The following is a 21,245-nucleotide window of genomic DNA, read 5'->3' as shown; positions in this document are numbered from 1 at the left end:
TGGCGGAGGGCTGGAGTGGGTGTTTGCCCGCGCTGCCGGCGGCAGAACGGTCCGCTGCCGTGACGGGGCTGCAACCGCAGCAGTAGCTGCAGCGCCGTTGCGGATCCAGATTTTCTCGTCACGGCGACCGGAAACGGTCGGCGTTCTCCGGGGCGAGATCACGCTGGACACGCCTAGCCATAGCTCGTGGTCATTCGACCCCGGCCTGAACCAGCCTCATGCGTTCCAGTTGGCACCTAAGTGGCTTGCCCGGTTGCGAACCGCTGCGTACGAGGGCAGCCGGGAAAACCGCGATGGTCCTTACGCTACGCCGCCGACTCGCCGGGCTTGAGCAGAATCTTCACCGCGCCGTCCCGCTTCTCCTGGAAGATTCGGTAGGCATGCGGCGCGTCATCGATGGGTAGCGTGTGAGTCGCGAACCCCTCGACGCCGAGGACATCGTCGTCACGCAACAACGGGAGAATTTCGGGCGCCCAGCGTTTCACGTTGGCCTGCCCCATCCGCAGCTGGATTTGCTTGTCAAACAAGGTGAACATCGGTATCGGGTCCATCGCGCCACCGTAGACCCCGGCGAGTGAAATTGTTCCGCCCCGACGCACTGCGTCGATGGCGTCGTACAGTGCCGCGAGCCGGTCTATGCCGGTGCGCAAGAGGGCCTGCTTAGCAACCGGTTTCGGAAGCATGCCCATCGCTCGGTGCATTTGCGTGACGACCGGCGAGCCATGTGCCTCCATGCCGACCGCATCGATCACCGCGTCGGCTCCACGTCCGGTGGTCAGCTCGCGGACCGCGTCGCCAACGTCGTCAACGCGTGCGGAATCGATCGTCTCTGCCCCGCGGTCCTTCGTGCGCTGCAATCGTTCGGGCACCCTGTCGATCCCGATAACGCGCAGGCCCCGATGCATCGCTATACGTGCTGCCATATCACCGATAGGCCCGAGACCAAGTATCGCGACCGTACTCCCCGGCTCGGGACCGGCATACTCCACGGCCTGCCACGCGGTCGGCAGCACATCCGACAAGTAGAGGTACCGCTGGTCATCAGGACCGTCGTCTATCTTGATCGTGGTGCCGTCGGCGTGCGGCACTCGCAGGTATTGAGCCTGGCCGCCGGGTACCCTGCCGTAGAGTTCGGAGTATCCGAAAAGTGCTGCACCCGTGCCATATTCACGGACCTGGGTGGTTTCGCACTGGGTCTGCCAGCCATGTTCACACATGAAGCAGCGCCCGCACGAGATTTGGAATGGTACGACAACCCTGTCGCCCACCGCGAGCGTCGTCACTCCCGAGCCTACGTCGACCACCTTGCCCATTGGCTCGTGCCCGAGTATGTCGCCGGCGTGCATAAACGGTACGAGCACCTCGTAAAGATGCAGATCAGAACCGCATATCGCGGTGGTGGTCACTTCGATTATCGCGTCGGTGCTTTCTTCGATTACCGGATCGGGCACCGTTTCCACGGTCACGTTGCGGCGCCCTTGCCATGTCACTGCTTTCATTCTTCGCTCCTTCCCGCCCCTGGAACGGATTCTTGTTGATCATTCGTTGCGCCCTTCGGCGATTAGCGCGAGCCGGCGGAGGCATTCCTTGTTGCGAGGTGCTGCGAGCTTTTCCTGCAGCCGCTTCGGTATGGCCTTGAACGGCGCGGTTACCACGCATTCCTCCAGGGTTATCTCGCAGCCTTCAGGTATTTTCGTTAGCGTTAGTCGCACCCGCGCCTTGCCCATCGGCCAGGTGTGCGCCTCCAGTTCGAGCATGCGGCCAGGATCCGCGGTCACCACTTCGGTGAAATCGTCATTGAGAAATGGCCATAGGCCAACGGAATGATGAAAGCGGCTGCCTTCGCTAGGCCAATGCTCATCCACCGCTCTAATCCGCGACGATCCTACGACCCAGCCGGCGAAAAGCCAGCCATCGCACAGTATGTGCCACACCGCATCTGGAGACGCATGCGTGCGAAATTGTGATGCCATTGTGTATCACCTCACGTTATTCCCCCTCCCGGTTCTGCTACCCATTCCCGCGTACGCCAAACGACGAGGACTAAGAGGTTTATCGCCGATGCCCGATGCGTAGTCCTATGTGAGATGCCGCAAAATGCGCATCTTTGACAGTTCTGATCAGGAGGCATCCCAAATGACACAACGTAGCGGTACACGAAACTCATTGACCTCCACACCGGTGCAAATCGGCGCACTGGTTGTCGGTGTTGTGTTCCTGCTCGCCGGCATCATGGGGTTCATCCCTGGGATCACGACGAACTACGATGCGATGACCTTCGCGGGTCACGAGTCTGAGGCTATGCTCCTCGGCATCTTCCAGGTCTCCGTGCTCCACAACATTGTTCACTTGCTCTTCGGTGTCGCAGGTGTCGCCATGGCACGGCTTGCAAGCAGCGCAAGACTTTTCCTGATCGGCGGCGGGATCATCTACCTGGTGCTGTGGATCTACGGGCTCGCAATCGATCACCAGTCGGAGGCGAACTTCATTCCCGTGAACACGGCCGCTGACTGGCTGCACTTCTGGCTCGGCATCGGGATGGTCGCACTGGGCATCCTGCTTCCTATGCTGAATCGCGGGCGCGCAGGCACCCGTCCGACGCACCAGTTCGAATGACACGCCGACACACAAGCACGAGGCGCCTTTCGAGAGAAAGGCGCCTCGTGTGGTACTCGACCGGTTCCGCGGGCTAGGTGAATGCCCCAGCGAGCGCACTGCTCGACAGCGCCGCATACGCGAAGAAGAGCGCGAGCAAGAACCACCCTGCACCCTGCCAGAGCGGCCATGTACCCCCACGGCGCCATACCCGGTAGGTCTGCACAAAGGCGCCTATTCCGCCTAGGAGCAACACCCCAGCGGGAACGAACGTGAGTATGGCCGCATCGGCGCCGCCGTCCTCTGGCGACGTCCACACTGCGAGTGCACCCATGGTGATCAATGCAACTGCAGTCACCGTAAGGGCGTACGCGGCTGCGCCGCGGAACGTCTGCGGGTCCCAGAATCGTTTCTCGACGTCTCGTGTCATCGCGGATCACCTACCATGCCCCGAATAGACTGCCTCCAAGGTAAACGGCGACAACGAGAAATGCGATTGCGATCACCGCGGCGATCACGACTACCGCACCCCCAGCAGCCTTCGGTTGCGGGCCAGTATCGGGGTCGTGCTCCTCATGCACGAGATGCGTCTGATCCTCAGCCGGTGGTGTCGGTTCAGGTGTACGGTTCGTCGGTTGGTCTCCCTTGTTTTCCATTTTCATACCACTCCAATCATTGTCGACTGCGCGCGTCAGGGCAGTGCTGCCGTCGCGCAGTCCTTCAGCCGTGCAGCTCGCCGTTGTCAACAGGCTGAGCACGGCTTTGGGACCCGAACTCCCGGCCGTTCGCTGCAGTTGCGACCCGGTTCCGCGCCGCTTCACGCCGCTGAGCAACGTACGAACGTTGTAATAGTCCCCGGCTTCACACAGCGCGTCGGTCGTCTTCTCGAGCAGGATGGCCAGCATCGCGGTCGCAGGGAGCTGTTCGCGACGCACGGGGTCGATCAGCGGACCGTTGAGCCCAAAGCGGGCCGCCGCCCACACGGCAGCGTCAGCCCACTGCTGGTCAATGTCGGGCGGCGCCATCCCGCTTTCCGCATCGCGCAGCGCGCTTAACACGATCGCCCGGCTGAGCACGGCCTGCAGTGCTGAATCATCCGCTGTCAGCCCGACGTCTGAGGCCCGAATCTCGATCGTGGGGTATTTGTCCGACAAACGAGCGAGCCAGAAGCAGGTGTGCTGGTCCTCAAGAGCGCCCGCCTCTACGAGCCCTGTGACCGTGGCATCGTATTCAGCGGCGCTGCGCAGCAGCGGCGGCAAACCCGCGAGCGGATACCTGCGCTGCATCGCGATCCGCCAGCTCGAAAAATGCGTGTCGGTGTCCAGGCAGTAGGGTGAGTTGCCCCCAATCGCGACGAGAAGCGGCAGCCAGGGCCGAATGTGACCGAGAACCGCCACAGCCACATCGCGATCCGGAACTTCAACGTGTACGTGCGTCCCGCAGCCTTGATAGTGCTGAGCTGCAGCGCCGTAGCGTTCGAACATTTTGCGGTACCGCGGGTCGTCGACCGGCGTGTGCAGCGGGGACGCGCCCGGCGGCAAACCTGCGGGCACCACGGCCAAATCCAACTCGTGCGAAGCCGCGGTGAGCCGCTTCCGGTTCTGCAGCAAGCCACTCGTGATCGATTTCAGCGAGCGAGACGGTTCGGTCGCCACCTCGACCTGAGTGCTCTGCAGCTCGGAACGCGCGCTGGAGCCTGAACGCTCAAGCATTTCAATGAGCGCTGGTGCTCGTGCAGCCAGCTCACCGGTACGTACGTCGTAGAGAAGGAACTCCTCTTCGACTCCGACCCGTAGCGCGTTTTTTGCCGTGTCGCCGGGATCTTCGAGAGGGTCCACCTTCAGCACGTTCTTTCCACCTGCCCTCCGCCCTCAAAGGGTGTGCGCAGCGGGCTTTTCCCGGGAGCGCGTGGGTTGGCGATACCCCTCCGGACCGGTGCCGAAACCCCGGAAGCCGTTACCGCAGACAACGAAAGAGCGAGGTGCGCACACCTCGCTCTTGCTGTTTCGATGAGTCAGCTCGCTTGCAGCGTGCGCACGCGCCGTTGTTCCTGGATTGGCTCCGCTGGCAGCCCAGCATCATCGAGCGTGACGACATTCGGTGCGGGCTCGTACAGCTGCAGGCATTTCGCCACCACGCGCGGGGCGAAAATCGAGAGCGAAATTGATCTTTTATTCGCGAGTGCTGCACATTCGGCGATTGCCTCAATACATGCCACGCTACAGAATCGGACTTGCGAAAGGTCGAGCACCGATGGTGTGCGCAATTCCAGCAGCGCGAGCAGTTCTTGCTTGAACTCACCGCACCGGGCAGCATCTAACTCGCCTTGGATGACAAGTGAGACACGCCGGCCACTCGCCGGTGTTCGCGTTTCGGTGACAGTCATCATCCACGTGGGGTCGGACTGATGGACGTTGGTCATTCCAGCTCCTCGCATAGCAGTCCGGAAGACTGGAGACACCGGAGGAGGGCTGGGCACACCCGAGCCGCTCCTGAAGGTGCACCGTCCAGGCTTACCGCTTGTGTCGGCTGCTGGCTCAACCTCCTTAAGCATCCCTCGCAAACGGGCCCTAACGCAAGCAAATCGCGAAGTCTTTTTCGGTATTTTACTAGCGCATTACCATAATCGTTGAGCCTTCAGTTAAAAGCGAGTAACTGACAGTCTGATGCCATTGCGCCCGCAAGCGGGTGTAAAAGCTCCAAATTGGGGTAGCGCATTGAGCATGGAATTACTGGTCATTCTCGCACTCGTGATCTTCGTCGCGGTCTGGGCACTACGCAGGCGCGGGCGAAGTTCGTCCGCAGACACGCAGCCACCGCACGGCAACCCACCATCGTGAGGAACGTATGCGCGAACACGGCGAATCTGTCATCAGCATCACTGAGCTGCCACCGCGTGATTCCACTGGCTACGTCGATTTACGTTCCTACGCTGCCGTCGGTGACGGCCGCACGGTGGCACTGATTGCGCATGACGGCTCGGTGGACTGGTACCCGCTCCCGAACATCGATTCACCGCCGGTCTTCGCCCGGCTCCTCGACAGCGCGAACGGCGGAGCGTTTGAGCTGCGGCCTGAGGGCGAATACGACGTCACACGCAGCTACCTTCCTGGAACGAACGTCCTCCGTACCACGTACACCACACCCACGGGCAAAGCGACAGTCACCGACTCGCTGAACACTGGCAAAAGCGGCCGGCTGCCATGGGGGGAGTTCGCTCGCCGCATTGACGGCGTCGAGGGCGAAGTTACGTTTACCTGGCGGGTAGCACCCGGCACCAGACTCAACCGCGTGTCGCCCTGGGCTGACCTAGCGCCACAATGCCCTTTGTTGCGAGTAGGCGATGTCACGCTCGGCGTCATCGGGTGCGCGGACGACGAAGTCACCACCGACACTCGTTCGGTCAGCGGCCGTCTCACCGTCGAACCTAACGAGCACCGGCTTGTTGCCCTCGTCTCTACCCGTCACGAGCCTCTCCCCTGCCCCGACCCGAAATACATCACGGATGGCATTGAGCGCACCATAAAGTACTGGGAATCGTGGTCGCAGGAGCTGCACTACGACGGCCCCTGGTCTGGTGAGGTGCTGCGGAGCGCGTTGGCCCTCAAGTTCCTGACCCACAGTCACGCGGGTTCCATCGCCGCCGCGGCGACAACGTCACTGCCCGAAAACCCCCAGGGCGGAAAGAACTGGGACTACCGCTACGCGTGGGTCCGCGACGCCGCCTACACGCTCCACGCCCTCATCCGCTTCGGCGAGCGCGAAGAGGTCCACAACGCGGTGAGCTGGCTACTCCGAGTGATCCGTAAGCAGGGACCGAATCCCGAGGTGTTTTCGACCCTCGAGGGCGACACACCGACGGATGAGAAAGAGGTCGACGCTCCCGGATGGCGGAATATCGGGCCGGTCGTTGAAGGCAACCGCGTCGGCGGTCAATTGCAACTCGGTGTCTACGGCGATCTCTTCGAGATGGTCGAACTCTATCTCGAAGGCGGAAACGTCATCGATGAACCCACCGCCCGGTTGCTTGGCGATGTTGCCGACCGCACGTGCGATGTGTGGCATCGGCGCGACGCGGGCATCTGGGAACTCACGGAAGACCGCCACTACACCAGTTCGAAGATGGGGTGCTGGCATGCGCTCGACTGTGCGGTCAACCTTGCTGAAGCGGGGCAACTCGAGGGGCAGGTAAAGCGCTGGCGCAGTGAACGGGACGAAATCAAAAAGTGGGTCAATAAGCACTGCTGGTCGGACGACCGGCAGAGTTACGTATGGTACGCGGGTTCTGACGAACTCGACGCATCTGTTCTGCTCCACGCAATGACAGGTTTCGACACGGGCGACCGGATGTCGCGCACCATCGATGCGGTACGGGAAGACCTCGGCGATGGCCCCCTTCTTTACCGCTACGCCGGAATGGACAAGGAGGAAGGCGCGTTCGTCGCGTGCAGTTACTGGCTGGTCGCGGCGCTCGCCGAAGTGGGCCGCAAAGATGAAGCAGAACGGCTGATGGCGCAACTCGTCCCACTGGCTAACGACGTGGGGCTGTACGCCGAGATGATTCAGCCCGGCGACCTCGCTTTTCTCGGAAATCTCCCGCAGGGCCTCAGCCATCTCGCACTGATGACAGCGGCGCTCACACTCGTCGAACGGTACTGAAGGGAGAAGCTTTGAGCCTCATAGGATTCCACGCATCCCACGAACAGATCAGCCCTCAGCAGCTTCTCGAGGATACGCAGCGCGCCGAAGCGGCAGGCTTCGAAGCGGCAATGTGCTCGGATCATATCGAGCCATGGTCGCACGCTCAGGGACATTCGGGGTTCGCCTGGTCATGGCTCGGCGCCGCGCTCGCGACCACGGGTCTCTCGTTCGGCACCGTAACCGCGCCCGGATACCGCTATCACCCAGTTGTGGTCGCCCACGCTGCCGCGACACTGGGTGTGATGTTCCCCGGGAGGTTCTGGTTCGCGCCCGGCAGCGGTGAGCACCTCAACGAACGTGTCTCTGGACATCCCTGGCCTCCCAAGGAAGTTCGCCAAGTCATTCTCGAAGAATCGATCGACGTAATTCAGCGCATGCATCGCGGAGAAACAGTGACGCATCATCGTCATATCTCAACGGACTCCGCGCGGATCTGGGACGTCCCCGAAACACCCGTACCGATCATCGTTCCAGCGCTCACTCCCAAAACGGTTCAGCGTTTCGCTGCGCGCGTGGACGGGTTCATCACGGTGAACCAGCCGCTCGATGACCTCAAGCGGATGCTGGGCGAGTTTCAAGAGCGCAATCCGTCCGGGCGCTCAGTGCTCCAAGTCCATCTGAGCTGGGCGGAGACGGAGGATATCGCGTGGCAACTTGCTAGCGAACAATGGCGCACGAATGTCCTGGAGCCGCCGCAAATGGCCGAGCTTTCCACACCCGCTGAGTTCGAGGCACTGTCGCGCGAGGTGGACGACGACACTCTTGCGACCGGAGTGAATATTACTGCCGACCTGGGACGGCACGCGGAACTCATCAACGAATACGCCGCCCTCGGCTTCGATGAAATCTATCTCCACCACGTCGGACAGGACCAAACGCCATTCATCGACGCATTCGGTGAACATGTCCTGCCGCAGCTAGGAAGCTGAGGTTCACAAGCACAGCTGATCACTGCGGCCCGCACGAGCCTCAAGTTCTGCGATGGCTCGAGTCCGTGACCAGCCGGTCGCGGCGAGAATATCCACCACAGCTGACCTGATCTGCATGACCAGTACGGTGCGTGTGTGCGAGGCGCTGCGATGCCGTTTGCTGGTGTCGTCTCTGGTAGCGGACACGTCTTCTGCGACGTCCAGCACGGCAGCACGCAACCGTGCCACGTCGGCGGTACCTGCCGCCCACTCGGGTACCCGGGATGCCGTCCGCGCCACCCGCTGCAGCGCTTCGGCAAGCCTGCGGTCAGCTCCCCCATGCGGGTGCCGCACCAGGTTGCCTGCTGCACGGCAGAGCGCGCGCGCTGTCGCGGTCATCAGTTCGGCTGATTCCGACAGCGCGGTTGCGCGAGAGAGCGCGGTGCGGGCGCGCACCCGCTCTTTCCGCGGCAGGAGGAGCATTCCGCTGCTCATGCGCTCCCGCGCGTTCGAGAGAGCCTCGGAAAGACCTCCTGCGGACCGCTGGAGTTGTGGCACTCGTTCAAGCGCCTCGTTCGATGCGGCAATCGACTCGGTTTCGACCGCGTCAGCGACCTGATTCAGAATCGCGGCGTAATCGTCAACGAATCGGCGCGCCGAGGTCGCGAGGATTCGGTCCGGATGACCCGGATACAACGACGTCAGCGTAAGGGCCACCGCGCCGCCAATGACAGCGTCCGCTAACCGGATCCATGACGGCACCTCCAGGATGGGGCCGACCGCCATCACGACAACCGCGGCGACTGCCGCTTGGTTCACCAGCAGTGTGCTTGGGCGTATGGACGCCGCGATCACCACCGCACCGAACACCGCGCAAGCGAGTTGCCACACCCCTGGCCCGGCGAGCCAGACGAGGACTTGCGCGACAGCACCACCCAGGAAGACTCCAAGCGCGATCTCGATAGCCCGACGCCGCCGCTGGCCGACTGTCAGTCCTGTACAGATGACGGCCGCGATCGGCGCGAAGAACGCGCCTTCAGGCCCGAACGCGACGCTCGCGACTCCGTATGCCAGCCCGGCAGAAAGCGCGGCGAGCACTAGCAAAACAGCATGCTCGCGCACGTTGCGCGCCGCGGTGCGAATCATCCAAGCGGTAACCCCGAGTCGACGGACAGCGCCAGCGCCGTCTGCCTGGTATCAAGGCGCTTGACCTGAACCACAATAGGTGCGCCACACGTGACGATCATGGCGTATGGAGCGTCGAGCGGCACTGCTTCCGGTTCGATGAGATCGTTGACCCGAACATGCCGGACCCGCTTAGCGGGCACGGCGATGTGATAGGGGCCAACCGGCTCGCGATCCTCGTGGTAAACCGTCACCGCAGCGCACACGTCGGTGCCGCCCGCGTTCAAGATGCACAGTTCATCCCGGCTGGTGAATTCAGGTTCTGGCCCGGTCGCTTGCGGAGGTATGTTTCCGGCCGTGAACACCCAGCGGCGGTGACCTATCGGTGGGCATGTCATGCGCCGCTCCTCAGTCCAAGCAGTTCGGCGAGATAGTCGTTCAAGAAGACTCCGGCTGGGTCACATTCCTGCCGGAGTCTGAGAAAGTCATCCCACTCGGGGTACATTTCACGCAGGTCGGCGGCGCTGCGGTAATGCTTCTTCCCCCAGTGTGGTCTCCCGCCCCCGGCAAGGAATATCGGTTCGACATCGCGGAAGTACTCTTCATACTCCAGGCTCGCGTTTTGCAGCAGCGCAATCGTCATAGTGGGCTGGGGCGCGTTCGTCAGCATCGCTGAGTCTTGCGCGATGGTACGTACGAGGACACGCCAACCTACGCGATGCCTGTGCCGCGCTTTGACGCGCTCCCGGACTGCCCGAAATACGTCGAGACCCTCCTCCAGAGGGACCATGTACTCCATCTCGTCGAACTTGAGATCGCGGAAGTTAGGGATGATCTGGTAGGACGGGCCCGACTCGTCCTTCTTCAGGGTCCCGGGCGGCACCACATCCGGCTCTTCCCCCGGGGGCGTCAAGATGCGCACCTGCGCGAGATCACTTCGCGGATACCAGTAAAAATCGACGTGGCGGCATGCACGAGACAGTTCACTGAAATGGTCGAGCACCCAGTCGATGTGGGTCATCCAATTCTGTCTGTGCAGATGGAAGGCGGACCGTACTCTCAACCGTAGCGCGGTGAGGATGCCCAATGACCCAAGTGCCAGCTGCGCGGCCCGCAACACGTCGCCGTTCCCGTCGATAGCATCTCCCTCACCGAATTCGACAACACGTCCGGTACCGGTGACGAGACGTCCGCCGACGAGGGTCGACGACAAGTTACCCAGGTTGCGACCGGTGCCGTGCGTTCCGGTGCCAATCGCTCCGGCGATCGTCTGATAGTCGACATCGCCCAGGTTTTCCATCGCCAAATCATGCCCGGCCAAGGCGGAGCCCAGATCCGACAGACCTGTGCCGGGCAGGACGGTAGCCGTTCCGGCCCCGGCATCAGCGGCCTCCAGTCCGGACATGGCGTCGAGAGACACTAACGTGTCAGGCGTTTCGGCAAGTGGGGTCGACGAGTGACCAGAACCCACCGGACGGAGTTTGCCACCGCGCTCGGCTGTTTCCCGCACGAGCGCGGCGACCCCGTCCTCCGAACTTGGCTGACGCAGCTGCGCTGCGTCGAACCTCACACTTCCGGACCAGTTCACGAACCTTTCCATTACCGAACAGCGAACTCGATCCCGAAATTGTTGTACGTTTCGGGGAGATCCTCGTTCGGGGTGAGCACCGGCTTCGACGTTAGTTCGAAATCGGCGCTGAGTATGAGCTGCGCCAACAGCGTGCTCGTGACGAGCAGCACCACGTTTTGTCCCGGGCATTCACCTGGCCCGGCGCTGAACGGAACCAGTGCGGGTTCCCGCTGCGCGCGGCCGTCGAGCCAGATTTCGGGTTCGAACCGGTCGGCATATGTGAGACGCTCAGCATCGCGGTGAAACGCTGCAGCCAAGATGAGCACGGCTGTCCCTGCAGGGATGGTGACTTCTTTGCCACCGTCATGCTGCCAGTGAGTGTCCTCAGTGCTGTCCCTGATGATCACTGGCGTTGTTGGCCATAGCCGCACGGATTCTTGCACGCACGCACGCAGGTACGGCAGCACCTGCGGCAATCCCCCGCTAAGTGCTTCGGCATCACCGCGCGCTGCCGCCATTTTTTCTGGATGGGTTGCGAGCAGCGCCAGGGCCCGTATGCTCGCCATCCCAGCGGCGTCGAAGGCGAAGAGCCAGTGCGGAATCTGCCCGATCTCCTCTTCGCGATCGCCTACACCTGGCAGCGACCCTGCGAGCGAATCGGGGGGAGCGTTCTCGACATACTTGTGCAGGCGCTCGGTGAACTCGTCTCGCAGGCGCTTCCGGCCTGGCCGGAAATACGCCCAGTTGCCGGTGGCGCGCAGGTGCCACAGCATATCGGTGAGTTCGGAATCATCTCGGGCCGCGGGTCCGAGGACGACCGTGCGCACAATCCGCCACCACGCCCGTGTGAATTCATCCGCATCCAGCGTGCCTACGACGCGGGCGTGCTCGCACAGGTTTTGCGCTTCCTGCACGACCCGGTACACGATGCCCTCCGCGGCCGCGTGGATCTCATCGGTGAAGCCCAGCGCGCGTTCGTTCGTCTCACGACGGACTTCGCGCTCTTCCCCTTCTGAGATCAGCGACCCGTGCGGCTGGAACACGCCGAGCGCGGCCTTTTTCTCCTGGTTTGCGGGGTGGAATGGCTCCGGGGCGCCACTGAGCACCGCGCCGACGTCAGCGTGATCGAGGATGATCGCGAAGTTGCGTCCAAGCAGCGAAATTTCCAACGGCTCCGCGCCATGCTCCGCACGGAGCTTTCGCACTTTTTCGACGCCCGGCGCATCGGCCTGTACCTTCTCGAGGAAGGACATCACCAGCCGACGCCGGGCGATGACGCCCGACGCCAGCGAGGGGGCGCCGAGCTGCGCCATGAGCGCAGCTCCTTTCACCCCACCGATTCGGTGCTCGTCGTTTCGCTTATCGACCTCCTGATCGCCACTGGAAGATGGTTTCAGCGAGGTCATATTCACATGCCCCCGGTGTCTGCGTCACGGATTTCGGTGTCTGCTTCGGCTGGGTCTCCACAGACCTCCAGCAGCCTCATCGTTGTCTCTTCGACCTCAGGATCAGTGGACTCGAAGGTCCGGTCCTGCTCTTCCTCCAGGTAGCTCGCGACTGTGTCGAACTGGTCGGCCTCATCCTGTTCGATGAAGTCCCCGCAACGCGTGTCACCACCAGTGGCGAAGAAATCCTCGACCTCCTGCTGGGTGTCGTCCCAGGTATCACCGAGGTCGTCACCAATGCCATTGCCGTTGGTGTCGTTCACACCCGGCTGGTCTGGCTGCTCAGGTGGCTGGTCTTCGGTCCCTACGTCGTTGCAGCCGACCGCCAGAGCGAGAGGCAGCGTGCATGCTGCTGCGAGTAGTCCTTTTTTCGTCGTCGTCCGTCGCATGTCAGCCTTTCTGGTCTGCGCCATGTGGCCGTCAGTTACCGGTGATGGCGTCTTTCGCTTTGTGTGCCGCGTCTGCGGCCTTATCCTTGGCCTGCTTGGCCTTACCGGCGATCTTGTCGCCGGTACCTTCGTCCTTTAACTCGTCGTCACCGCTGGCTTCGCCCGCCGCTTTTTTGGTGCGGCCCTTAAGTTCCTCGCCCTTGTGCTTCATTTCGTCTGCAAAGTCAGACACCAGTTGCCTCCTGTGTTGTTGCGACTTACTGTTCTTCGGTTGTGTTGATTGCTCACCAGGCCCCGGTAAGGGCCCCAATGGCGATTGCGATGACCACGATGGCAGCCACGACAAGTAGTGCCACCCAGATGTAGCGCCGATTAACCGGCGGTGTCTTCGTGAGGACGGGCTTTTTCTCGCGTACGACTCGGCTGCCCGGAATATCTGCCCCGGGAGCCTCCTCACCGCGGGGATCGTGCCGGTTCGGGTCTCCGGCTTCGAAGTCGATCTCTTCGTTCACTCGGCCCGAAACATCCGCCTCTTCGGCAGGCGGCAGCCTGATTCCTTCGGCCGGACCGCGGACTTCGCCGCGGTCACCGCGGTTTTTCTCGGTCGGCATAGCTGTCATCCTTTCGGCAGAGTCGATTCGATGACATGTGCTGCATACCCATGATCACGTCGCCCAAACCGGCAAACAGGAGAAATTCCCTAGGACGTACTCTGCGTCAGCACACGCGACGGCGCCGGTACGACGTGCAGGTAATCCCGTTCCGTCTCCATTGCCACTTGGTCCCACGAGTACCGCGCGACTGCGCGGTCGCGGCCAGCGACACCCCATCCTTCGGCAACTGAGGGATGCGCGAATATTTCGCGCAGGCTGTTCAGCAGCAGTCTGGGGCGCTGCGGCGGAACCAGCAAGCCGGTCACACCATCCACGATGGTGTCGAGGAATCCGCCGACAGCGTGCGCTACGACAGGTACGCCGCAGGCCATCGCTTCCAGAGGAACAATTCCAAACGGCTCATACCAGGGTGTACACAGTACGACATCGGCGGACCGGAGCAGGCCCGGCATATCCTCGCGCGGGACCTGCCCGATGAGGTGGACGCGATCACTGATGCCGAAAGTGGCAGCGAGCCCCTCAAGGCGCTGCGCCTCCGGATCATCCTTGACCTTCCCCTCCGCGGGTCCTCCCGCAATGATCAATTCAGTGTCGGGAAGTGCGGACACTGTCCGAATCGCAGTCTCAAATCCCTTTCGCGGTACGAGCCGTCCGACGCACACGATCCTCTTGCGGGTACCTTCAGTGCGGCGGCCCTCCGCGGGGGTGAACATCTCTAGGTCGACGCCGCACGGCACGACCGAGATGTGGTTGCGCGGCGTACCCATACGGGCGAGTTCAAACGCTTCTTCAGAGCTTGTCGCGACGACGCGCGACGCAGACTTCGCAACCACACGCTCAGTGCGGATGCGGTCGTCTGGGCTGGTGTCCGCGTTTCCCTGGAATTTTCGCTTGACGATGCCGAGGGCGTGAAATGTCTGCAGCGTCGGTATGCCAAGTGCCCGCGCAGCGAGCTGGGTCGCGATCCCCGACATCCAGAAATGCGCATGCGCGGCGTCAGGACGGACTACCTCCCAGTCACGACGCAAGAAGCGTGCGAAATCTGTCATATGCGGCAGGATGTCATCTTTCGCAATTATCTCTGGCGGCCCGGCCGGCACGTGGACGACAGTGTAGCCGTCGTCGCTTGTCACGCGTTCCGGCAGCTCCGGGTCATCTCTCCTCGTGTAGACAGTAACGTCGTGGCCGCGCCGCACGAGAGCTGCGGACAGCGCCGCGACATGGACATTCTGCCCTCCCGAGTCAACAGTGCCCGGAGTCGCTAGCGGACTCGCGTGCTCCGATACCATTGCGATGCGCATCTCATACCTTTCTTGCAGGGGCCTCACTGTCTGGCCACGACTTCCGCGAATACCACGTCCCAGTCGGCGAGGTAACGATCCAGACCGAACCGTGCCTGGGCATACTGCCGTGCGGTTTTCCCCGCCACACCGCTCATTTCACGGTCATGCATGAACCCTTCAGCGGCCGCCGTGAGAGTGCCGACGTCCGACGAGACACACCCCGCTTCCGGCGGAATGACACTCGCCGCCTCCGTGGCGGCGAACACAACAACGGGCATACCCATGTACATGGCTTCGACGAGCGACAGTCCCAGTGATGTCCAGCGCGCGGTATGGACATATACGCGCCTTCGCGCCACCGCCTGATGCAGCGCTGGCGGAGCCAGGTCACCCTTACCGGTAATCCCCCCACCGACCGCACCAGCGAACTCTTGGCTTCCCATTCCGAAGAGATCTACTGGCCCGACGGCACCGAAATCACGGAGCATGTCACTGCCCGTCACTCGAGCACGCCGGCCTGGTTCATTAATCATCGCGGCCATTCGCGGCAGATCTCCGCGGTAGCGAACACCCGGGTCCGCGATGCCATGTTCGACCACGAATGTCTGACACGGCCCGTTATCCCACATCACGCGGTTGAAGTGCGTGACATGCACGAGCGGTATATCCCGCGCATACTCAGATTGCGCCAATGGGTGCACCGCATCCGCGCTGCCGGGGCGTGGCGCATTGTGCTCGACGTACACGGCCGGGACGTCGAGACCGGGCCGTCTGCCGAGAAAGACCTCCGTTAACGCCAGTTCTTCGGGACGCTGCACAACGACGAGGTCAATCTGCTCGCTAGCTAGTGCAGCGGGACTGGACTCGATGGCCGTCGCGGGCCATGCACGCCCAGCGCGGCCGCGCAGCCATTGCCCGCCGCCCGGGCCCGCCGGAATCACGTACCGGTGCGATCCGCTCACGAATGCGGTCATCCACGAACCGTGCACGTGCCACACGAGTATCGAGAGTCCGCTGAACCCTTGAGCCATACGCTGACGCCTACCCCACTGCGAGCGCTGTGAAACCCCTATGTGTGATTCGGCAGTCCTGAGAAATAGGGACAATCCAAATCGCAAATAGAGGATTAGAGATCGCCTGGTGCGGTACCCCGCCGGTATGACGTCGCTCTGGCTTGAATCACGGACGGAGACTGAACCAGCGCCGCTGCACTCCGTCGACTTCAGCGCCAGCCCCGACGTAGTGATAGTCGGGGCTGGCCTCACTGGTTTGGTGTGCGGCCTGGAATGCGCACGTGCCGGTGTGAGTGTCACCCTGCTCGATGCCTTCGGCGTCGCTGAACTCACCACCGGGCTTACCACTGCGAAAGCATCGTGCCTCCAGGGAAAGAAGCTCACGGAGATAAGCAAAACGCATGATATGGACACGGTCCGCGAGTATGCCGCGGTGAACCAGTCCGCCCTGGCCTGGTTGCGCGAGTTCTGCGCCGAGAGTGGTGTAGACGTACAGACGCGCGCCGCATATTCGATCGCGCAGGACGCGTCGACACTCCCCGCGGTCGAGCAGGAGGCTGAAGTCGCGCGGGCAGCGGGACTCGCTGTGGAATCAGCGCGCGGGGCACCATTCGATTTCGCGCCGTTCCCGATCGCCGGTTTCGTGTCGCTGAACGAGCAAGCCCAGTTCGATCCGGTGAGTGTAGCGCTCGCGCTCGCGGAGGAGATCCGCGCGCGCGGCGGTCAGATTTACGAAGGCATTCGCGTATTGGGGGTGAGCACGTCCGGCTCCGCGGTCGTACACACCACAGGTGGTGATATCACGACTGATCGAGTGGTGCTCGCAACCGGGACACCAATCCTCGACAGAGGCGGGTTCTTCGCGAAGCTCGAACCCGAACGGTCCTACCTCACCGCGTACGCGGTGCCCAGCGAGGCACTGCAGCCGGAAGGCATGTACATCTCCATCGATGAACCCGATATCGCACCCACCCGGTCGCTGCGGTCCGCTCCGGGTCACTTGCTTGTCGGCGGCAACGGCCACGTCGTTGGGCGATCAAGCAATACCCGGGCCAACGTGCGCGACCTCATCACATGGACGGGCCACTACTTCCCCGAGGTCGCCCCGACCCACCAGTGGTCTGCCCAGGATTACAGCAGCGTTGATGGACTGCCCGTCGCGGGCGCCCTTACGCCGACAAACTCGACAGTGCTTTTCGCGAGCGGTTACGCCAAGTGGGGCATGACGAACGGGGTGGCGGCGGCCCGCATTCTCGCCGCGCGCCTGACCGGGCGCAGTGCGCCAGGCGAAGATCTCTTCGACAGTCAGCGTTCGATGGCGGTACGGCACTTCCCGAGCTTTGCGGCGCTCAACGCCAAAGTCGGCCTCAACGTGGGCAAGAGCTGGGCTAAGATTGCCCGCTCACTTCCCCAGCCGCCCGCTGAGGGGGACGGCGAGGTACATCATGACGGTCTCCGGCCCGTAGCCACAAGCACCGTAGATGGCCAGACACGAACAGTCTCCGCGGTATGCCCGCACCTTAAGGGCGTGTTGTGCTGGAACTCCGCGGAGCGCAGCTGGGACTGTCCGCTACATGGCTCACGGTTCGCCCCCGACGGAACTCTCCTCGAAGGGCCTGCCACTCAGGATCTCGCTCAGAGCTCAACGCCGAACTGGAAGGGAGCTGTTAATCGATGAATAACGCTGATCTGAAGAAGCGCCTCGACGCGACCCACGGCCCTTTTGTATCGATTTACATCGATGATTCCAACAACACAGAAGATGCGATCAAAAGCCGCGAGCTTCAGTGGCGAGCAGTACAGGACGCGCTGCGGGACCAGGGGACGCCCGACGAGCTGATCAGCAAAGTGCCGGAACTCGCCGCCCGGCGTGAACCACCGATCGGCCGGCGCGGGCGAGCGCTTATCTTCACCAAGGATGTCACCGTTGTCGATGAAGAACTACCGGTGGCACCCCCTCAACCCGACGTACGTTTCGCGATCATGCCGCACCTGCTCCCCCTGTTCGAGTTCGGCGCGCCGCAGCAACACATCCTCCTCGCGGAGGCCGACCGCAACGGTGTCGACGTCAGCTACATAGATGAGTACGGGCACGCCATCGATTTCGACAGCGAAGACCAGGACCGCCATCCGATCCACAAGGCCGCGGTCGGCGACCGCTTCAGCTGGGCGAAAGTACAGGAGCGCACCGAGGAGATGATCGAGCGCAACTACCGCGACACGGCGACATACCTGGCGGAAGTGGTCCGCGAAGTGAAACCGTCGATGCTCGTGCTCAGCGGCGAAGTGCAAGCCCGCACCGGGATCGAGCGTCACTTGCCGGAGGACGCGAAGAAACTCACACACTCCGTAACGGAGGGCGGCCGAGCGGAAGGCACCGACGATGCCCGCCTGGCAGACGCGATCACAGATCTCGTGCAACAACGTCGCGCTGAACGCGTCGCTGAGGCGCTCGAGCGGTTCCGCATCGAATCGGGACGCAGCTCCGGGTATGCGGTCGACGGAATGCGTATCGTCGCCGCGAATCTGCAGCAAGGCAACGTCGACACTCTCCTCGTGGCGAGGCCGTTGACGGAAACACAGCCATCACCTGCCCAAACTGACACACGCGAGGAGGACGCTGTCATTGCGGCGACCATCCACCAGGGTGGCGAAGTGGTGGTCTGTTCGCAAGACGATGTGAAGTTCAACAACGGCTTCGGTGCGATTCTGCGCGCCCCCGCCATGGCAGTAGGTGACGGTTAACGCCGCTACCCCACGTAACGGCGGGCCTTCGAACGCCGTTGACTCTCTTCGAGGAGCACGAGCCCGTTCTCCACGTCCGGCGGCACGACGGCGCGTTCGCGCCAGACCCACCCGGCGCCGCGCAATGCTTCGGCAAGCGCGGCGACGGTGGCGCGGTCACGAGGCGCGCTCGACAGAATCGCCGCGCTGCGCCGCAGGGCTGAGCGCACCGGGCGCCGCAGCCACAGCGTCCATAGCGTATTGCGAATCCCGAGTTGCCGGCGCCGCCGCGCGTCGCGGCTCCGTGACGGGTAGTGGCGAATGGTCACGTCCGGATTCCACACCATCCACCATCCGGCGCGCGCGAAGTCCAGCGCCAGGAGTTCCTCTTCACCGCCGAGCCAGAACCGCGGGTGAAACCCGCCCGCCCCGCGGAACGCCTCGACGCGAACCGCGGTGAGACCAGCCATGATCCCTAACAGCGCGGGGCCCGGAAGCCACGCGGGCGCTGGTACCGGGGAGTCACGCATCTCCGGGGTTATCGGGTCTTCCGTCGCGGCTTCGCCCACCAGGCAGCGCCCGGTAACCGAACTCAAACCCGGATATGCATCGAGCAGATCCGCCGCCCGGGTCAAAGAACCAGGATCCCAGCATGTGTCGTCATCGCAGAACGCGACGTACGGGGTGCGCACCTCGTTGACCGCGATGTTGCGGGCGACCGCACCACGATTGTCAGGAAGCGCTATCAATTGTGCCTCCGGGTATGCACGTGCCACGAACTCCGGGGTCCCGTCGCTTGAGCCGTTATCGACGACAAATATCGGCGCTTCACCCAGGCCTATCATGTGCCGCAGCGTCCGATCGAGCTCGTCCTTACGGTTGTGCGTCATGATCACGACGCTGATCCGCGGCCTAGCCATCCTCGGCGATCCTTTCCACCATCCTGATGCGCTGCTCAACGTGATGCGGTACGGGGCGCCGTCTCGCAATAGCACGCGGGAGACGCATGAGTGTGCCCCCGAGCGCGGGCGCGAGCCTCCGGTCACTGAACACAGCCTGGGTCAGCCGCGCTAGTGCTTTGCGTACTTGCCCGGCTGGCCGGCGCATGATGGCCGTCAGCACTTCGTTCCGCCGCTCCAGCACGATGCGGGCTTGCGGGTCCGCACGCGTTGGCGACGGATAATGATGCGCCACAATGTCCGGAACGTAGCACTGCTGCCACCCGCTAGCCGCTAGCTCATACGCGAGCAACCGCTCCTCCCCGACGAACTCGAGAACGTCGCTGAAGCCGCCGCACTGGCGCAACGCGAACGCGCGTGCCACACAGCCGCACGCAAGGAACCCGAGAACCTCTGGCCCCGGTGCATCAGGGGACCTCGGTAACGGGCTGTCTTCCAGAAGTGCGTTCACGGGGTCATCCAGTCCGCGGGGGCCGACAAGCACGCGTCCCGCGATGAGTCCGACGCGCGGGTGCTCCGCGAACATGTCTTCCGCACGGCGAAGCGCATCTGGCGCCCACCACGAATCATCGTCACAGAAGGCAACGTAGGTCGTTCGAGCTCGCCAGATTCCGAAGTTTCGCGCCACCGCGCCTTTGTTCCGGAGCAGGCGGATGTATGTGAGGTAGCCGGGCGGATAGTCCCCCACATGGTCTGCCACCACATTGGGCGTATCGTCCGCTGAGGCGTTGTCAACCACAATGACCGGACAGAGCGGAGTGAGCAGGGTGAGCTGCCGCAGTGTGCGCGCCAGCTCCGGCGCCCGGTTGTGTGTCGCGATCACCACCGTGGTGTCAGCCATGCTGACGCTCGAGGGTTCACTCACGCCAGGTCTCTACCCAACACGGCCCGCGCCCAAACTGTCCGATGTTTATACAGAAGGTGGCAGGGTATCAGCCGACCCATGCACCAATTGGACGTTCCTGTTGTGGTTGCGGGCGGAGCCGGTTTCATAGGTTCACATCTGTGCGAAGCTCTGCATGGGTCAGGCGCCGCTGTCGTGTGCATCGACAATATGGTCACCGGCTCTCCTGAGAACATTGCTCACCTTGTTGGTGATCCGCGCTTCGCGCTGATCGAACACGATATTTCGCAGCCTCTCCCGGCCACATTGCCAGCAGCAAGTGTCGTGTTTCACCTTGCGTCTCCGGCTTCTCCATTGGCGTACGGGGAACATCCCGTCGAGACGCTCGAAGCCGGTTCACTTGGCACGTTCAACCTCATGCGGTACGCGCAGGAGTGCGGCGCGCGCTTCGTCCTCGCGTCGACAAGCGAGGTATACGGCGACCCGCTCGAGCACCCGCAACGGGAAACCTACCGCGGCAATGTCAGCCCGGTTGGTCCCCGGTGCGCCTACGACGAAAGCAAACGGTTTTCGGAAGCGGTCGCGGCGACTTTCGCCCGCTATTTTGGTGCGGATGTGGGCATTGCCCGAATATTCAACACGTTCGGCTCCCGCATGCAACGAAACGACGGCCGGCTCGTTCCGGCAGCAATGTGCCAGGCTCTCACCGATGCACCCATTTCGGTGTACGGCAGTGGCGAACAAACGCGGTCGCTCTGCCATGTTTCGGATACTGTGGCTGGGCTGCTGGCCCTTGCACGGTCGGCCCAGTTCGGCCCGTTCAACATCGGAAATCCGGACGAGATGCCAGTCCTGGAGATCGCGCAGACGATCCGCGACCTCTGCGGTTCGTCCTCGCCGATCATCCACACCGATCCGGTTGACGACGATCCGCGTGTGAGGTGCCCCGATATCAGCCGCGCGACGGAGCAACTCGATTGGCAGCCGGAGGTTGCTACACGCGATGGCCTGCTCCGCACAATCCCGTACTTCCGCGCGGTTGTCACCGCGGCGGCGTGAGCAGGCTGCTGCTCTT

The 21,245-nt window shown here is 62.7% G+C and carries 22 protein-coding genes; 6 read left to right on the top strand and 16 right to left on the bottom strand.

What is annotated here, in order from left to right:
• Positions 1 to 305 precede the first annotated feature (305 nt).
• Positions 306 to 1,499 (bottom strand): zinc-dependent alcohol dehydrogenase, encoded by a 1,194-nt coding sequence (locus tag ONR57_RS19705; protein WP_265125378.1) that lies wholly within the window; start codon positions 1,497 to 1,499, stop codon positions 306 to 308.
• A 39-nt stretch (positions 1,500 to 1,538) separates the two neighbouring features.
• Entirely contained in the window at positions 1,539 to 1,973 is a 435-nt protein-coding gene (locus ONR57_RS19700; protein WP_265125376.1) for an SRPBCC family protein, read from the bottom strand.
• A 163-nt stretch (positions 1,974 to 2,136) separates the two neighbouring features.
• Here ONR57_RS19700 and ONR57_RS19695 point away from each other — a divergent pair, with 163 nt between their 5' ends.
• On the top strand, positions 2,137 to 2,616 hold the full coding sequence (locus ONR57_RS19695) for a DUF4383 domain-containing protein (protein ID WP_265125374.1): 480 nt from the start codon (positions 2,137 to 2,139) through the stop codon (positions 2,614 to 2,616).
• A gap of 73 nt (positions 2,617 to 2,689) precedes the next feature.
• Here ONR57_RS19695 and ONR57_RS19690 read toward each other — a convergent pair whose 3' ends face one another.
• The 3 genes from ONR57_RS19690 to ONR57_RS19680 all read right to left on the bottom strand — a co-directional run bounded on the left by ONR57_RS19690 (position 2,690) and on the right by ONR57_RS19680 (position 5,017).
• On the bottom strand, positions 2,690 to 3,025 hold the full coding sequence (locus ONR57_RS19690; RefSeq protein WP_265125373.1) for a hypothetical protein: 336 nt from the start codon (positions 3,023 to 3,025) through the stop codon (positions 2,690 to 2,692).
• 10 nt (positions 3,026 to 3,035) lie between these two features.
• Positions 3,036 to 4,442, bottom strand: a complete 1,407-nt coding sequence (locus ONR57_RS19685) for a YbdK family carboxylate-amine ligase (protein WP_265125371.1) — start codon at positions 4,440 to 4,442, stop codon at positions 3,036 to 3,038.
• Between the two features lie 167 nt (positions 4,443 to 4,609).
• Positions 4,610 to 5,017 (bottom strand): STAS domain-containing protein, encoded by a 408-nt coding sequence (locus ONR57_RS19680; protein ID WP_265125369.1) that lies wholly within the window; start codon positions 5,015 to 5,017, stop codon positions 4,610 to 4,612.
• A 425-nt stretch (positions 5,018 to 5,442) separates the two neighbouring features.
• Here ONR57_RS19680 and ONR57_RS19675 point away from each other — a divergent pair, with 425 nt between their 5' ends.
• Entirely contained in the window at positions 5,443 to 7,254 is a 1,812-nt protein-coding gene (locus tag ONR57_RS19675; RefSeq protein WP_265125367.1) for a glycoside hydrolase family 15 protein, read from the top strand.
• 11 nt (positions 7,255 to 7,265) lie between these two features.
• Positions 7,266 to 8,225, top strand: a complete 960-nt coding sequence (locus ONR57_RS19670; RefSeq protein ID WP_265125365.1) for a TIGR03885 family FMN-dependent LLM class oxidoreductase — start codon at positions 7,266 to 7,268, stop codon at positions 8,223 to 8,225.
• A 3-nt stretch (positions 8,226 to 8,228) separates the two neighbouring features.
• Here ONR57_RS19670 and ONR57_RS19665 read toward each other — a convergent pair whose 3' ends face one another.
• The 9 genes from ONR57_RS19665 to ONR57_RS19625 all read right to left on the bottom strand — a co-directional run bounded on the left by ONR57_RS19665 (position 8,229) and on the right by ONR57_RS19625 (position 15,604).
• A complete protein-coding gene (locus ONR57_RS19665; protein WP_265125363.1) occupies positions 8,229 to 9,350 on the bottom strand; it encodes an aromatic acid exporter family protein in 1,122 nt (373 codons plus the stop codon).
• Positions 9,347 to 9,727, bottom strand: coding sequence for a sensory rhodopsin transducer (locus tag ONR57_RS19660; RefSeq protein ID WP_265125361.1), 381 nt, complete (start codon positions 9,725 to 9,727; stop codon positions 9,347 to 9,349). The genes ONR57_RS19665 and ONR57_RS19660 overlap by 4 nt, the downstream gene beginning before the upstream one ends.
• Positions 9,724 to 10,917, bottom strand: a complete 1,194-nt coding sequence (locus ONR57_RS19655) for a D-arabinono-1,4-lactone oxidase (protein ID WP_265125359.1) — start codon at positions 10,915 to 10,917, stop codon at positions 9,724 to 9,726. The genes ONR57_RS19660 and ONR57_RS19655 overlap by 4 nt, the downstream gene beginning before the upstream one ends.
• An 11-nt stretch (positions 10,918 to 10,928) precedes the next feature.
• Positions 10,929 to 12,212, bottom strand: a complete 1,284-nt coding sequence (locus ONR57_RS19650) for a cytochrome P450 (RefSeq protein ID WP_265125357.1) — start codon at positions 12,210 to 12,212, stop codon at positions 10,929 to 10,931.
• 95 nt (positions 12,213 to 12,307) lie between these two features.
• A complete protein-coding gene (locus ONR57_RS19645; RefSeq protein ID WP_265125355.1) occupies positions 12,308 to 12,757 on the bottom strand; it encodes a hypothetical protein in 450 nt (149 codons plus the stop codon).
• Positions 12,758 to 12,764: 7 nt separating this feature from the next.
• On the bottom strand, positions 12,765 to 12,965 hold the full coding sequence (locus tag ONR57_RS19640; RefSeq protein WP_265125353.1) for a CsbD family protein: 201 nt from the start codon (positions 12,963 to 12,965) through the stop codon (positions 12,765 to 12,767).
• Positions 12,966 to 13,017: 52 nt separating this feature from the next.
• Positions 13,018 to 13,344, bottom strand: coding sequence for a hypothetical protein (locus ONR57_RS19635; protein WP_265125351.1), 327 nt, complete (start codon positions 13,342 to 13,344; stop codon positions 13,018 to 13,020).
• A gap of 89 nt (positions 13,345 to 13,433) precedes the next feature.
• Positions 13,434 to 14,648: a glycosyltransferase gene (locus tag ONR57_RS19630; RefSeq protein WP_265125348.1), complete on the bottom strand. Its 1,215-nt coding sequence runs from the start codon at positions 14,646 to 14,648 to the stop codon at positions 13,434 to 13,436.
• A gap of 23 nt (positions 14,649 to 14,671) precedes the next feature.
• Entirely contained in the window at positions 14,672 to 15,604 is a 933-nt protein-coding gene (locus ONR57_RS19625; protein ID WP_265125346.1) for a glycosyltransferase, read from the bottom strand.
• Positions 15,605 to 15,788: 184 nt separating this feature from the next.
• On the opposite strand from ONR57_RS19625, the gene ONR57_RS19620 reads away from it, so the two are divergent.
• Entirely contained in the window at positions 15,789 to 17,321 is a 1,533-nt protein-coding gene (locus ONR57_RS19620; RefSeq protein WP_265125344.1) for an FAD-dependent oxidoreductase, read from the top strand.
• Complete coding sequence (locus tag ONR57_RS19615) at positions 17,318 to 18,388, top strand: hypothetical protein (protein ID WP_265125342.1); 1,071 nt, start codon at positions 17,318 to 17,320, stop codon at positions 18,386 to 18,388. The genes ONR57_RS19620 and ONR57_RS19615 overlap by 4 nt, the downstream gene beginning before the upstream one ends.
• Positions 18,389 to 18,393: 5 nt before the next feature.
• Here ONR57_RS19615 and ONR57_RS19610 read toward each other — a convergent pair whose 3' ends face one another.
• Positions 18,394 to 19,287, bottom strand: coding sequence for a glycosyltransferase family 2 protein (locus ONR57_RS19610; protein ID WP_265125341.1), 894 nt, complete (start codon positions 19,285 to 19,287; stop codon positions 18,394 to 18,396).
• On the bottom strand, positions 19,280 to 20,191 hold the full coding sequence (locus ONR57_RS19605; RefSeq protein WP_265125338.1) for a glycosyltransferase family 2 protein: 912 nt from the start codon (positions 20,189 to 20,191) through the stop codon (positions 19,280 to 19,282). Before ONR57_RS19605 ends, ONR57_RS19610 begins: the two co-directional genes overlap by 8 nt.
• A gap of 78 nt (positions 20,192 to 20,269) precedes the next feature.
• Here ONR57_RS19605 and ONR57_RS19600 point away from each other — a divergent pair, with 78 nt between their 5' ends.
• On the top strand, positions 20,270 to 21,229 hold the full coding sequence (locus tag ONR57_RS19600; RefSeq protein ID WP_265125336.1) for an NAD-dependent epimerase/dehydratase family protein: 960 nt from the start codon (positions 20,270 to 20,272) through the stop codon (positions 21,227 to 21,229).
• Positions 21,230 to 21,245 lie beyond the last annotated feature (16 nt).

Source organism: Hoyosella sp. YIM 151337, from assembly GCF_026041215.1.
Classification (GTDB): Bacteria; Actinomycetota; Actinomycetes; order Mycobacteriales; family Mycobacteriaceae; genus Hoyosella.
Note: the sequence above shows the minus strand (reverse complement) of the source record. Positions and strands in the feature narration are given on the sequence as shown.

Bases quoted from the DNA above. Each gene is read 5' to 3' on its own strand.
- ONR57_RS19620 (WP_265125344.1), top strand. From the start codon at position 15,789: ATGACGTCGCTCTGGCTTGAATCACGGACGGAGACTGAACCAGCGCCG.
- ONR57_RS19690 (WP_265125373.1), bottom strand. From the start codon at position 3,025: ATGACACGAGACGTCGAGAAACGATTCTGGGACCCGCAGACGTTCCGC.
- ONR57_RS19600 (WP_265125336.1), top strand. From the start codon at position 20,270: ATGCACCAATTGGACGTTCCTGTTGTGGTTGCGGGCGGAGCCGGTTTC.
- ONR57_RS19675 (WP_265125367.1), top strand. From the start codon at position 5,443: ATGCGCGAACACGGCGAATCTGTCATCAGCATCACTGAGCTGCCACCG.
- ONR57_RS19700 (WP_265125376.1), bottom strand. From the start codon at position 1,973: ATGGCATCACAATTTCGCACGCATGCGTCTCCAGATGCGGTGTGGCAC.
- ONR57_RS19665 (WP_265125363.1), bottom strand. From the start codon at position 9,350: ATGATTCGCACCGCGGCGCGCAACGTGCGCGAGCATGCTGTTTTGCTA.
- ONR57_RS19650 (WP_265125357.1), bottom strand. From the start codon at position 12,212: ATGGCGCAGCTCGGCGCCCCCTCGCTGGCGTCGGGCGTCATCGCCCGG.
- ONR57_RS19610 (WP_265125341.1), bottom strand. From the start codon at position 19,287: ATGGCTAGGCCGCGGATCAGCGTCGTGATCATGACGCACAACCGTAAG.
- ONR57_RS19615 (WP_265125342.1), top strand. From the start codon at position 17,318: ATGAATAACGCTGATCTGAAGAAGCGCCTCGACGCGACCCACGGCCCT.
- ONR57_RS19705 (WP_265125378.1), bottom strand. From the start codon at position 1,499: ATGAAAGCAGTGACATGGCAAGGGCGCCGCAACGTGACCGTGGAAACG.
- ONR57_RS19660 (WP_265125361.1), bottom strand. From the start codon at position 9,727: ATGACATGCCCACCGATAGGTCACCGCCGCTGGGTGTTCACGGCCGGA.
- ONR57_RS19695 (WP_265125374.1), top strand. From the start codon at position 2,137: ATGACACAACGTAGCGGTACACGAAACTCATTGACCTCCACACCGGTG.
- ONR57_RS19635 (WP_265125351.1), bottom strand. From the start codon at position 13,344: ATGCCGACCGAGAAAAACCGCGGTGACCGCGGCGAAGTCCGCGGTCCG.
- ONR57_RS19625 (WP_265125346.1), bottom strand. From the start codon at position 15,604: ATGACCGCATTCGTGAGCGGATCGCACCGGTACGTGATTCCGGCGGGC.
- ONR57_RS19630 (WP_265125348.1), bottom strand. From the start codon at position 14,648: ATGCGCATCGCAATGGTATCGGAGCACGCGAGTCCGCTAGCGACTCCG.
- ONR57_RS19645 (WP_265125355.1), bottom strand. From the start codon at position 12,757: ATGGCGCAGACCAGAAAGGCTGACATGCGACGGACGACGACGAAAAAA.
- ONR57_RS19680 (WP_265125369.1), bottom strand. From the start codon at position 5,017: ATGACCAACGTCCATCAGTCCGACCCCACGTGGATGATGACTGTCACC.